12 protein-coding genes and 1 other RNA gene are annotated in these 12,343 nt (G+C 40.6%); 7 read left to right on the top strand and 6 right to left on the bottom strand.

Annotation, left to right across the window (positions count from 1 at the left end):
* Positions 1-75 precede the first annotated feature (75 nt).
* Positions 76-1,071, top strand: coding sequence for a gluconate operon transcriptional repressor GntR (gene gntR, locus E4T92_RS06535; protein ID WP_135093915.1), 996 nt, complete (start codon positions 76-78; stop codon positions 1,069-1,071).
* Between the two features lie 29 nt (positions 1,072-1,100).
* Here gntR and E4T92_RS06540 read toward each other — a convergent pair whose 3' ends face one another.
* Positions 1,101-1,619, bottom strand: a complete 519-nt coding sequence (locus E4T92_RS06540) for a gluconokinase (protein WP_135093916.1) — start codon at positions 1,617-1,619, stop codon at positions 1,101-1,103.
* Positions 1,620-1,846: 227 nt separating this feature from the next.
* Here E4T92_RS06540 and E4T92_RS06545 point away from each other — a divergent pair, with 227 nt between their 5' ends.
* From E4T92_RS06545 to cydC, 5 genes are all read left to right on the top strand, one after another.
* Positions 1,847-3,196, top strand: coding sequence for a GntP family permease (locus E4T92_RS06545; protein WP_135093917.1), 1,350 nt, complete (start codon positions 1,847-1,849; stop codon positions 3,194-3,196).
* A gap of 90 nt (positions 3,197-3,286) precedes the next feature.
* Entirely contained in the window at positions 3,287-4,144 is an 858-nt protein-coding gene (locus E4T92_RS06550) for a co-chaperone YbbN (protein ID WP_135093918.1), read from the top strand.
* A gap of 114 nt (positions 4,145-4,258) precedes the next feature.
* Positions 4,259-5,212: a thioredoxin-disulfide reductase gene (gene trxB / locus E4T92_RS06555; protein ID WP_135093919.1), complete on the top strand. Its 954-nt coding sequence runs from the start codon at positions 4,259-4,261 to the stop codon at positions 5,210-5,212.
* A 107-nt stretch (positions 5,213-5,319) separates the two neighbouring features.
* Positions 5,320-7,080, top strand: coding sequence for a cysteine/glutathione ABC transporter permease/ATP-binding protein CydD (cydD, locus tag E4T92_RS06560; RefSeq protein ID WP_135093920.1), 1,761 nt, complete (start codon positions 5,320-5,322; stop codon positions 7,078-7,080).
* Complete coding sequence (cydC, locus tag E4T92_RS06565; RefSeq protein ID WP_135093921.1) at positions 7,080-8,807, top strand: cysteine/glutathione ABC transporter ATP-binding protein/permease CydC; 1,728 nt, start codon at positions 7,080-7,082, stop codon at positions 8,805-8,807. Before cydD ends, cydC begins: the two co-directional genes overlap by 1 nt.
* Positions 8,808-8,828: 21 nt before the next feature.
* Here the strand turns inward: cydC and ffs are convergent.
* Positions 8,829-8,927: signal recognition particle sRNA small type (gene ffs / locus E4T92_RS06570), an RNA gene on the bottom strand.
* 128 nt (positions 8,928-9,055) lie between these two features.
* Between ffs and nrdG the strand changes: the two genes are divergently transcribed.
* Positions 9,056-9,526, top strand: a complete 471-nt coding sequence (gene nrdG, locus E4T92_RS06575; protein ID WP_135093922.1) for an anaerobic ribonucleoside-triphosphate reductase-activating protein — start codon at positions 9,056-9,058, stop codon at positions 9,524-9,526.
* Here the strand turns inward: nrdG and E4T92_RS06580 are convergent.
* Genes E4T92_RS06580 through E4T92_RS06595 form a run of 4 tightly spaced genes read right to left on the bottom strand, consistent with a single transcriptional unit; the run spans position 9,521 to position 12,288 of the window.
* Positions 9,521-10,519, bottom strand: a complete 999-nt coding sequence (locus tag E4T92_RS06580; protein WP_135093923.1) for a glycosyltransferase — start codon at positions 10,517-10,519, stop codon at positions 9,521-9,523. The two genes, nrdG and E4T92_RS06580, sit on opposite strands and share 6 nt — an antisense overlap.
* Positions 10,520-10,574: 55 nt before the next feature.
* The gene (locus tag E4T92_RS06585; protein WP_077542796.1) at positions 10,575-10,925 is read right to left on the bottom strand and encodes a hemocin immunity protein; all 351 of its coding nucleotides are present in this window, start codon (positions 10,923-10,925) and stop codon (positions 10,575-10,577) included.
* A gap of 4 nt (positions 10,926-10,929) precedes the next feature.
* Positions 10,930-11,721, bottom strand: a complete 792-nt coding sequence (locus E4T92_RS06590) for a TatD family hydrolase (RefSeq protein WP_135093924.1) — start codon at positions 11,719-11,721, stop codon at positions 10,930-10,932.
* Positions 11,722-11,778: 57 nt separating this feature from the next.
* Positions 11,779-12,288 (bottom strand): peptidylprolyl isomerase, encoded by a 510-nt coding sequence (locus E4T92_RS06595; protein WP_135093925.1) that lies wholly within the window; start codon positions 12,286-12,288, stop codon positions 11,779-11,781.
* Positions 12,289-12,343 lie beyond the last annotated feature (55 nt).

A 12,343-nucleotide genomic window follows, 5' to 3' on the forward strand; every position in this document is an offset into this window, starting at 1 on the left:
TAAACGAAAAGTGCGGTCAAAAAATGAGATGTTTTTGTTATACTGCCCGCTATGCATGATTTAATTTTGATTTCAATGAAACACAAACGCCCCACCTTACAGGATATCGCCACCCACCTCGGCATCACAAAAATGACGGTAAGCCGTTATTTGCGTAATCCCGATTCCGTCGCCCAAGAAACCCGGATTCGTATTGCTCATGCTCTTGAGCAATTTGGCTATATTCCTAATCGCGCACCGGAAATTCTTTCTAATGCCAAAAGTAAAGCCATTGGTGTGTTGCTTCCTTCCCTCACCAATCATGTTTTTGCCGATGTATTAAAAGGCATTGAATATATGACCGATCAAGCGGGTTATCAAACAATGTTGGCTCACTATGGTTACAGTGTGAAAAAAGAGGAAGAACGCATTGAAAGTTTGCTTTCATACAATGTGGACGGGCTAATTTTATCGGAAAATTACCATTCTTTGCGAACACTCAAAATGATTGAAGTGGCAAACATTCCCGTGATTGAAATTATGGATAGCACGCAAACCGGTATTCAACAAGTGATCGGTTTTGATAATATTGCGGCAGCCCAAACCATGGTAGAAACCATGATTACAAGGGGATACAAAAATATTGTGTATTTCACTGCACGAATGGACAAACGAACCCAACTCAAAATGCAAGGCTATGAACAGGCGATGAAAAAATATGGGCTTGATCCATACAGCTTAATTACGGAAGAACCATCCTCTTTCACGCTAGGCGGAAAACAGCTTCGTCAAATTCTTGAAAAACGCCCCGAAACCAATGGTATTTTCTGCACTAATGATGACTTGGCGATTGGCGCACTGTTTGAATGTCAGCGACTTGGCATTTCTGTTCCGACACAAATTGCCATTGCAGGCTTTCACGGACATGATGTCGGTTTCTCCGTTACTCCTCAACTTGGGACAGTGATTACTCCCCGCTTGGAAATTGGAAAACTCGCTGCTCAAGAATTATTAGCACGATTAAATGGTAAGCCCCTCAAAGACAAAATCATTGACCTCGGATTTAAAATCCATCTTGGAGAGAGCATGTAAAAATGCGGTTAAAAATAACCGCACTTTTATCATTCAAGCAGTGGTTTTAAAGCATTAATACAACGCTCTACCACGCTTTCAAAGCTGCCGTCAATATCAATATGAATCACATCTGGCTCGTCTTCTTGCGGCACTTCAAGGGTATCAAATTGGCTTTTTAACATATCCGTTTTCATATAATGCCCTTTGCGTTGTTTCATACGCTCAAGCACCAAATCAAAAGCCCCCTCCAAGAATAGGAATTTCACGTTCTCATTCCCCTCTCGAATCAAATCACGGTATTTCTTTTTCAATGCCGAACAAACAATGATCCCCACTTCACTTTTACGTTCAAGACTAAACGCCGCATCACGAATACGCTCAAGCCAAGGTGCACGATCCTCATCGTTCAAAGGCTGTCCCTCCCCCATTTTGATAATATTGGCACGAGGATGAAGATCATCACCATCAATCAATTTCATACCTAAACGCTGTGCCACAACCGTTCCAACGGAAGTTTTACCGGTACTCGAAACGCCCATAAGAATAAAACTTTTTCCTTTACTCATAACATACCTCACAAATATTTTTCTTAATCATATAAGAATTTTGATGAATTGTTACTGGTAACATTTAATTTTGTGATCCTGATCACAAAATTAATGGCTGATAAATCAGAAATCTCTTACTTGATTTAAAAATAATGTGAATAAGATCACAAAGTTGAAAACTCACCATTTACCCCAATAGAAATAAAAGATATGTTACCGGTAACAATTCACCTGGAGAAATATCTATGCTTATTGTGATTATGATTGCGGCGATTTTATTGCTGCTTTTACTTATTATTAAATTCAAAGTCCACGCATTTGTGGCATTGATTATTGTCAGTTTACTTACCGCACTTGCTTCCGGTATTCCGGTAGAAAAAATTTTACCAACCTTGCTTGGTGGGTTTGGTAACACCCTCGCCTCTGTGGCTCTCCTTGTCGGATTAGGCGCTATGATTGGTCGCCTATTAGAAATCACCGGCGGTGCGAAAGTCCTTGCTGATACCCTTATCAATAAATTTGGTGAGAAAAAAGCCCCCTTTGCATTAGGCGTTGCGTCACTATTATTCGGTTTCCCGATTTTCTTTGATGCCGGTTTAGTCGTCATGTTGCCTATCGTGTTTAGCGTGGCAAAACGTTTCGGTGGTTCGGTACTACGCTATGCTTTCCCTGTTGCAGGGGCATTTGCGGTGATGCATGCTTTCCTTCCGCCTCATCCCGGCCCTGTTGCGTCCGGTGATTTACTGGGGGTAAATATTGGTTTATTAGTCATTGTCGGTTTAATTTGTGCTATCCCGACTTGGTATATCGGGACTTATTTATTTAGTATGTTTATCAGCAAAAAAGTCCATGTCGATTTACCAAAGGCATTTTTAAATGCAGCCGCAATTACCGATACGTCAGTACAGAATCCACCAAGTTTTGTCCGTGTGATGACTGTTTTATTGCTCCCAATTATTCTTATTTTATTTGACACCGGTTTGAATACGTTAAGTGTGGCAAAAGTGATTGATGGTTCACAAACTTGGGTGGCATCGCTCCGTTTAATTGGTAAAACACCCATTGCATTGTTAATTACATTGATCGTGGCAATCTTACTCCTTAAAGATCAACGTAGCCATGAACAAATCGAAAAAATCTGTGATAACGCCCTAGGTCCAATCTGCTCAATTGTGTTGGTTACCGGAGCAGGCGGAATGTTTGGCGGTGTGCTACGTGCCAGTGGTATCGGCGATGTATTATCCGCTATGTTATCGGATACCGGTATGCCAATCATCGTTGCCGCTTTCGTTATTGCAATGGTGATGCGTGTTGCCCAAGGTTCGGCGACCGTTGCCCTTACCACTGCCGCGGCTCTTATTTCGCCGACCGTTGCGGCAGCAACTGATTTAAGCCAATTTGATCTTTGCTTTATCGTGATTGCCATTGCATCGGGTGCAACCGTCCTATCCCATGTAAACGATTCCGGCTTCTGGCTAATGAGCCGTTTCTTAGAAATGGATACCAAAACCACATTAAAAACTTGGACATTACTTGAAACCTCAATTGGTGTGGTAGGCTTTATCATTGCCCTCATCGGCAGCATTCTTTTATAGACTGAAAGTGCGGTCAATTTTCAAAACATTTCTAAAATTGACCGCACTTTGCTAAAATCAGCCATTATTTTTTCCTAACAAGGATGAACAATGGCTGATTTTCCTTTTATTGTTGAGATCAATGAACAAAATCTCACCGAAATTCTTCAACAGTCTCTTGAAAAACCACTGGTAGTGAATTTTTATGCGCCTAGCCACAAAGAATCTGCGGATTTTTTAGCATTGTTAGAACGGGTTGCTGAGCAATATCAAGGGCAATTTATACTGGGTAAAGTGAATTGTGAAAGCGAACAAATGATTGCGGCGCAATTTCGTATTCAAGCTTTACCTACCACTTATTTATTCAAAGAAGCACAAGCATTGGATGCTTTTCCCGGTGCATTGGATCAAACCTCCCTCTTACAACGTTTAAGTGTGATTTTGCCAAAAGAGGAAGAACTCAAATTTCATCAAGCCTTAGATTTCTTACAAGTAGAAAATTACGATGCCGCATTGCCACTATTAAAAGAGGCGTGGGAACTTTCCGATAAGAAAAACAGCGATATTGCCCTACTCTATGCGGAAACCTATATTGCGATGAAAAAAACCGAGCCGGCAAAAGAGATTTTAGATCAAATTCCGTTGCAAGATCGGGATAGTCGCTGGCAGGGATTACAAGCCCAGATTGAATTATTAATTCAAGCGGCAGACACGCCGGAAATTCAACAATTAACAGAAGATTATACGAAAAATCCGACACCTGACATCGCTATTAAACTTTCCGTACAATTACATCAAGCGGGCAGAAATGAAGAAGCACTCAGACTTCTTTTTGATCTTTTAAAAACGGATTTAAATACACAAAACGGTGAAGTAAAACAACAATTTTTATCTATTTTAAGTGCAATGGGTAATGCTGATCCACTCACCAATAAATTCCGTCGGTTACTTTACTCTCTGCTCTATTAAATACAGTATTATGTCGCCGTGACAAAAACTTGATTTTGGGTTTATTTGTAAGGACACACTGCGTGTGTCCGGTATAAAATCAAATTATTTCAATATGTTAAGAAAGGATACGCTATGTCAGATACCAAACACGCCAAACTGCTAATTTTAGGTTCCGGCCCTGCCGGTTATACTGCGGCAATTTATGCCGCTCGTGCCAATTTAAACCCTGTTTTAGTCACCGGTTTACAACAAGGCGGTCAGCTTACAACGACTGATGAAATCGAAAATTGGCCGGGGGATTTTGGTGAAACCACAGGCTCCAGTTTAATGCAACGTATGTTGCAACACGCAGAAAAATTCGATACAGAAATTGTATTCGATCATATCAACCATGTAGATTTGTCCTCTCGTCCGTTCAAACTTTATGGTGATGTGCAAAATTTCACCTGTGATGCGTTGATTATCGCTACCGGTGCTTCAGCCCGCTATTTAGGTTTACCTTCTGAAGAACATTACAAAGGTCGTGGCGTTTCAGCCTGTGCCACTTGCGATGGTTTTTTCTATCGTAACAAACCCGTTGCGGTCATCGGCGGCGGCAACACAGCAGTAGAAGAAGCCCTCTACTTAGCCAATATCTCAAGTTGTGTTCACTTAATCCACCGTCGTGATACCTTCCGTGCGGAAAAAATCTTAATCGACCGCTTATACAAAAAAGTAGAAGAAGGAAAAATTGTGCTCCATACCGACCGCACTTTAGACGAAGTATTGGGCGACAATATGGGGGTAACCGGATTACGCTTACAAAATACCAAAGACGGTACAAAAGAAGATCTCAATATTGACGGTTTATTTGTGGCAATCGGTCACTCACCAAACACAGAAATCTTCCAAGGTCAGCTTGAATTAAACAACGGTTATATTGTGGTAAAATCCGGTCTTGAAGGTAATGCGACTGCCACCTCGGTGGAAGGCGTGTTTGCGGCCGGCGATGTGATGGATCATAACTATCGTCAAGCGATCACCTCTGCCGGCACGGGCTGTATGGCTGCATTGGATGCTGAACGTTATCTTGACGCACAAAAATAAATATTAAGGCGTGCTAAGTGAGAGTTGGCACGCCAACGACTTATCATCGTGCGTGGAGAGCCCCGCGTACCAATCTATCCTCCCTGACTTGGGACGAATAAAAATCTATGGATAAACTTCGCCAAAAATATTTACAAAAATGGCTACGTACCCAGCAAGAGCCTATCAAAAAATTGATGCGAGCCAACATTGCCCTTGCAACGGTTTCATCGCTTATTTTAGTGATACAAACTTATTTTCTCGCCTTTCTGCTCGATAAACTCATTATGCAAAATGTGCCATCGGATGATCTTATTCCGTATTTTATAGGCTTAATTTTCTGTTTTACTTTTCGGGCAATCATCTTATGGTCTCGCGAAAAAATCGGTTTTGAAAGCGGTCGTCAATTACGCAATCATATTCGCCAAAAAATTCTAGATAAAATTCACCTTGTCGGCCCGGCAACCATCAATCAAAAACCGGCAGGCAGTTGGGCAAGTATTATGTTGGAACAGGTGGAAAATTTGCACAATTTCTACGCCCGTTTTCTTCCACAACAAACGCTTTCAGTGATCCTCCCCATTGTCATTTTAATTGCGGTATTTCCGTTAAACTGGGCTGCCGGTTTAATTTTAATGCTCACCGCACCATTGGTACCGGCTTTTATGATTTTGGTAGGCATTGCGGCGGCGGATAGCAATCAAAAAAATATGGCAACCCTTGCCCGCCTCAGCGCACAATTTTTAGATCGCCTACGAGGGCTTGAAACCTTACGCCTTTTTAACCGCTCTTTAGAACAAACCAAGCATATCAAAAACACCACGGAAGATTTTCGTGAAACCACCATGGATGTGCTTAAAATCGCCTTTTTATCTTCCGCAGTACTCGAATTTTTCACCTCGATTTCTATTGCACTGATGGCGGTTTATTTCGGCTTTAGCTATCTCGGACAAATTGAATTTGGTACTTACAGTACCCCGCTTACCCTCTTTACCGGTTTTTTCTGTTTAATTCTTGCCCCTGAGTTTTATCAACCCCTTCGTGATCTCGGCACTTACTATCACGACCGAGCCGCCGGTATCGGTGCTGCCGACGCCATTGTGGATTTTTTAGAAACAGACTACCTAGCCATTCATCGAAATGATCAGAAAATTCCTCTTGAAAGTGCGGTTGAAATTCAAGCAGAAAATGTCGTGGTGCTTTCTACTCAAGGTACACCGCTGACAAAACCGCTCACCTTCCATATTCCACCTAATCATAATGTCGCCTTGGTGGGGCAAAGTGGTGCAGGTAAAACCTCTTTAATGAATGTCATCCTCGGTTTTCTTCCTTATGAAGGTTCATTAAAAATCAATGGACAAGAACTCCGTGAAAGCAATCTGACCGAATGGCGTAAACACATTGCTTGGGTAGGGCAAAATCCATTGTTGCTCCAAGGCACAATTAAAGAAAATCTATTACTTGGCGATATTCAAGCAAACGATGAAGAAATTGACCGTGCTTTAACCTTGGCACAAGCCAAAACATTCACGGACAAACTCGGTTTAAACTATGAAGTCAAAGACGGGGGCTTAGGGATTTCCGTGGGGCAAGCACAACGCCTTGCTATTACACGGACATTATTACGCAAAGGCAAATTACTTCTCCTTGATGAACCTACGGCAAGCCTTGATGCTCAATCGGAAAATTTGGTTTTACAAGCGTTAAATGACATCAGTTGCTATCAAACCACATTGATGATCACCCATCGTATTGAAGATCTCAAACAATGCGATCAAATTTTTGTGATGCAACAAGGGGAAATTCTTCAACAAGGCGATTTTTCTCAGCTCAAATCCCACGGCTTTTTTGCCGAATTACTCGCTCAACGACAAGAGGATATTCAATAATGCGTGCATTACTGCCTTTTATACGTTTATTTGCATTCGCTAAATTGCCCTTAATTTTAGGTTTGATCTTGATGACTTTAGGGCTCGCTTCCAGTATGGGATTACTCACCCTATCCGGTTGGTTCTTGGCTGCTACCGCCATTGCTGGGCTCGGTACGCTGTTTAACTTTTTTTATCCTTCCGCCAGCGTGCGAGGATTAGCTATCGGACGCACCGTTGCCCGTTATTTTGAAAAACTTGTCACACATGATGCCACTTTCCGTGTTCTGGCAAATTTACGAATACAAGTCTTTGAAAAAATCATTCCGTTAAGCCCTGCTGTGCTGAACCGTTATCGCAACAGCGAGTTATTAAATCGCCTCGTATCAGATGTCGATACACTCGACAGCCTTTATTTACGCCTACTTGCGCCTTTTTTCAGTGCGGCATTTGTGATTATGACGATGACAATCGGTTTAAGTTTTATTCATACTCCCCTTGCATTAGGGCTGGGTATGGTTTTGTTAATATTATTAGTGCTTATCCCAACTATTTTCTATCGCTTAGGTCAACAATTTGGCAAACCTTTAGTACAAGCACGAGCCACATACCGCACTCAATTCTTAGAATTTATCCAAGCCCAAGCCGAACTTTTACTGTTTAATGCCGAAAATCAAGTCAAAGAGAAAATGGCAAGCACAGAAAAGCATTGGCAAGCTACCCAAGAAAAAGAAGCAAAATTAGGCGGATTTTCCACCGCACTTGCTCTCTTTCTCAATGGCTTACTTATTTGCACTATGCTATGGTTCGGTAGCCAAGCGGATTTTGGTGTGGACGAATATCGGGCGGCTTTTATTGCTTTATTCACCTTTGCCGCCCTTGCCGCCTTTGAAATTATTATGCCTTTAGGCTCAGCTTTTTTGCATATCGGACAAGTTATCGCCGCTGCCGAACGAGTGAGGGACATTGTTGAACAACAGCCTTTAGTTGAATTTAACGGTGAGACAAAATTTGAACCCAAAGTGCGGTTAATTTCCGCTAAGAATTTAAGTTTTGCCTATCCGGATAGAGAAAATTTTGCCTTAGAAAATCTCACGCTTGATTTAATGCAAGGAGAAAAAGTGGCCATTCTTGGCAAAACAGGTAGCGGTAAATCCACATTACTTCAATTATTGGTACGCAACTATGATCTCAATCAAGGGGAACTTTTACTTGCAGATAAAGCAATTTCTAGCTACTCCGAACAAACGCTGCGTGAGCAATTTTGTTTTCTAACCCAAAGGGTTCATGTATTCAGCGATAGCTTGCGTCAAAATTTACAATTTGCTAGCCACGACAAAATATCTGACGAAAAAATGATTGAGGTACTCAATCAAGTGGGATTAGGCAAATTATTAACACAACCGGAAGGGTTAGATCTTTGGTTGGGTGATGGCGGTCGCCCCCTTTCCGGTGGTGAACAACGTCGTTTAGGTATTGCCCGAATTTTACTAAATCATGCCCCGATTTTATTACTTGATGAACCCACAGAAGGGCTTGATCGTGAAACCGAACGTCAAATTTTACGCTTAATTTTACAGCATACGAAAAATAAAACGCTGATTATGGTGACTCACCGCTTAACTTCTCTTGAACAATTTGACCGCATTTTTGTCATTGATGAGGGAAAACTCATTGAACAGGGCAATTACGAAAGTTTAATCCAAAAAGAACAGGGATTTTTCAAACGATTAATTGAACGTGTCTAGAAAGGAAGAAGTTGGGCGGAAACCTTCCCAGCTTCTTCTCGGCACACAGAAATTCCGACTTTGGCTGCTTTCTTCCGAACCTGACCGAGTAAACCGGACATCGTTGCGAGAGACCGAAAAGGTTTCCATTGATATCGCAATGCGATTGCGCGCTATTATGCAAGAATTAAAGGGGTATTGCAAAGATTAATTGCACCTAATGGTGAATTTGACGAGAATTTAAACCGCACTTTTCAGGAATTGGCATAATGAATTATTTACAATATTACCCCGTTGATGTGGTAAATGGCGAAGGCACACGCTGTACACTCTTTGTGAGTGGCTGTACTCATGGTTGCAAGGGCTGCTACAACCAAAAAAGCTGGTCGTTCAGTGCCGGCGTAGTATTTGACGAAGCCATGGCACAACAAATTATCAATGATTTAAAAGATACCCGTATTAAACGCCAAGGTTTAACACTATCCGGTGGCGATCCATTACATCCTCGCAACGTAGAAACGCTCTTGCCTTTCGTGCAACGGGTAAAACATGAATGCCCCGACAAAGATATTTGGGTATGGACAGGTTACAAATTAGACGAATTGGACGAAAATCAGCGTGCTATGTTGTCCTATATTGATGTCCTCATTGATGGAAAATTTGAACAAGAAAAAGCCGACCTAAGCTTACTTTGGCGGGGATCGGCGAATCAGATTATTTATCGCTTTAAGGATTTATAATTTCACCTCAAAAGGAAGCCATTTTTTCATCAATTGTAATACTTCTTCTGTGAAATAATGATAGGCTTCAGCTTTCAATTCCGGTGAATACTGTGAATATTGATAACGATAAGCTATACTAAAGTTAGCCGCTCTAATTCTTTCTAAATTTACAAACATTCGTTTTGTTTCGTCATTAACATTTTTAATGTCATTTTGGCGTTGTTCATAAAGTTTTATTAAATATTTATCAAGTTCAAATAGATGAACAAGTTTTGGTATATCGTTTTTTGTTGTGGTGAGACTATTTGGTCTTAAACGATAGTGATAAAATACACGCCCTACCTCAATCACTGTAACATCTGAGAGAGAAAGAATTTCTGCAATAAACAGCACATCTTCCCCAACATTTAAGGTTTCATTAAGCCAAAGATTATTTTGGCGCAAAAAGTTTGTTCTAAAAAAACCAAAACAGCAACTTGGATGCCAATCCCATTTGAGCATATCATTTAAATGTTGATAACTACTCATAACCTCATATTGATTTGATTTTATTCGAGAGGACTCAAACCTGCGTGAACAAGGTCCTCTTGAATCACATTCATAACTATTTTCTATGGTGCCTTTTAGCACATCGGCTTGATGTCTGTCAGCAATCTCAACCATGCTGCCTAAATGAGTTTCAACAAGCCAGTCATCGGGATCGACAAAATAGACATAACGTCCTTTCGCTTGCCTCAAGCCGGCATTACGGGCAGAAGCAACCCCTTGATTATGTTGATTGATGAGGGTAATGAAGGGATAACGAGAGAAATACTGCTCGGCTACGGCTAGACTACCATCCGTTGAACCATCATTGACAATGATGATTTCTTTACTTATGGACTGTGAAACAAGACTATCCAAACACTGAGCAAGATATTTTTCGACATTGTAAACAGGAACAACAAAACTTAGACTAATCTCACTGACTGACTGACTGACTGACTGACTGACTGACTGACAAAATGATATTTCTCCATAGCGTTACACTGCAATGAAACTATTTTATTACATATAATACATTTTCCTATGTCGATTTTAACCAATGGTTTATATAGAACTCAATATCATCATCACTATAACCAAGTAATTTCCCGATTTTTCTTTCTAAATCAGGATCAAACTTATCGTAACTTTTCAACAAAACCGAGCTTAATTCCTCTGCTTTTTCTATATGTTCCGGTCGGTATATTAAGTAATAGGAAAAATCACCCAGTGATGTTTTTAAATTAATCGTTTTTAGTTCAAAGGTCTTATTCTCTAAATAAGGAAAAAAATCCTCCGGCACTTCAGCATCGGTGTAAAATAAAGCAATCTCTTTTTGATGATTTAACATCAACTCTAATTCTCTCCCTTCATGCGGTCCTAAAACACCCATCTTATTATCTCCCAAATAATTTATTACTATTACACCAAATAACCTCTTTTATTTGATCGGATTCCTCATTCCTTAGCTCACATAAGGAATGAAATACCTGAATAATCCGCTCTGGGCGATTTGGCTGTCCCTGAAAACCAAACACCGGCATATCGGGGGAATCCGTTTCCAACACCAAGGCATCCAAAGGCAATTTTGCAATGGCTTGGCGGGTTTTATTCGCCCGTTGATAAGTAATGGTGCCACCGACACCGATTTTATAACCAAGATCCACAAACCGTTTGGCTTGATCATAACTACCTGCAAAACCATGTATCACGCCATATTTAGGCAATGAAATACGTTTTAAAAAAGTAAACACTTGATCATGAGATTTTCGACTATGAATATTTACGGGTAAGGCAAATTGTTTCGCTAAATAAAGCTGACTTTCAAAAAAATGACATTGTTTTTGCCAAAGTTTGTCCGTCAATAAATCGGGAATCGCCCGTTCCAAACCAATTTCCGCCAGCACCGTACCATTTTTATCACGCTGCCCTAACGCTTGTTCCAACAGGGATAAATCCTTTTCTGAATGTTCTTTAATATAAAGCGGGTGTAAACCTAGCCCATAATATAAATTTTGCGGATAAAGTGCGGTCATTTTTTGGATTGTTTTGAAATCTCGTTCAAGCACGGCAACAATCAAAATTTTTTGTACACCGGCTTGCTTGGCATTTTCCACTAATTGCGAAAGAGGCTCGCCGGTGAATTGCTGTAAATAATCAAGGTGAGTATGAGTATCGAAAAAAGGCATAATATATCGCTTTGAAATGGAAAGAGAAAACCTGAGACAAAGCTCAGGTTTCCTTCATTATTCTACGGTAATGGAATTAATCACTACATCATCTTTCGGGACATCTTGGTGGAAACCTTTATTGCTGGTTTTCACACCTTTAATTTTATCCACAACGTCCATGCCTTCCACTACTTCACCAAACACCGCATAGCCCCATTCTTGCACCACGGTTTTGCCGAACATTTCTTTGGAACGATAATCCAAAAACGTATTATCCGCCACATTAATAAAAAATTGTGCTGTTGCCGAATGCGGATCGGAAGTGCGAGCCATAGCAATCGTACCACGCTTATTGCTCAATCCATTTGATGCTTCATTTTGGATTGGTGCATTGGTATTTTTCTCTTTCATTCCGCTTTCCATGCCGCCACCTTGGATCATAAATCCATCAATAACACGGTGGAAAATTGTGTTATCATAAAAACCATTTTTACAATAAGTTAAGAAATTTTCTACTGTGATTGGTGCTTTTTCTGCATTTAATGCCAGTTTAATATCGCCAAAATTTGTGTGTAAAATAACCATTTTGATTTCCCTATGAAATTTAAAGGACACCATTATTCCATAAATAGCCAATAAG

The sequence above is a fragment of the Pasteurella sp. WM03 genome (genome assembly GCF_004570945.1).
In the GTDB taxonomy this organism is placed as follows: domain Bacteria; phylum Pseudomonadota; class Gammaproteobacteria; order Enterobacterales; family Pasteurellaceae; genus Rodentibacter.

Bases quoted from the DNA above. Each gene is read 5' to 3' on its own strand.
- gntR (WP_135093915.1), top strand. From the start codon at position 76: ATGAAACACAAACGCCCCACCTTACAGGATATCGCCACCCACCTCGGC.
- E4T92_RS06540 (WP_135093916.1), bottom strand. From the start codon at position 1,619: ATGAGTAAAGGAAAAAGTTTTATTCTTATGGGCGTTTCGAGTACCGGT.
- E4T92_RS06545 (WP_135093917.1), top strand. From the start codon at position 1,847: ATGCTTATTGTGATTATGATTGCGGCGATTTTATTGCTGCTTTTACTT.
- E4T92_RS06550 (WP_135093918.1), top strand. From the start codon at position 3,287: ATGGCTGATTTTCCTTTTATTGTTGAGATCAATGAACAAAATCTCACC.
- trxB (WP_135093919.1), top strand. From the start codon at position 4,259: ATGTCAGATACCAAACACGCCAAACTGCTAATTTTAGGTTCCGGCCCT.
- cydD (WP_135093920.1), top strand. From the start codon at position 5,320: ATGGATAAACTTCGCCAAAAATATTTACAAAAATGGCTACGTACCCAG.
- cydC (WP_135093921.1), top strand. From the start codon at position 7,080: ATGCGTGCATTACTGCCTTTTATACGTTTATTTGCATTCGCTAAATTG.
- nrdG (WP_135093922.1), top strand. From the start codon at position 9,056: ATGAATTATTTACAATATTACCCCGTTGATGTGGTAAATGGCGAAGGC.
- E4T92_RS06585 (WP_077542796.1), bottom strand. From the start codon at position 10,925: ATGGGTGTTTTAGGACCGCATGAAGGGAGAGAATTAGAGTTGATGTTA.
- E4T92_RS06590 (WP_135093924.1), bottom strand. From the start codon at position 11,721: ATGCCTTTTTTCGATACTCATACTCACCTTGATTATTTACAGCAATTC.
- E4T92_RS06595 (WP_135093925.1), bottom strand. From the start codon at position 12,288: ATGGTTATTTTACACACAAATTTTGGCGATATTAAACTGGCATTAAAT.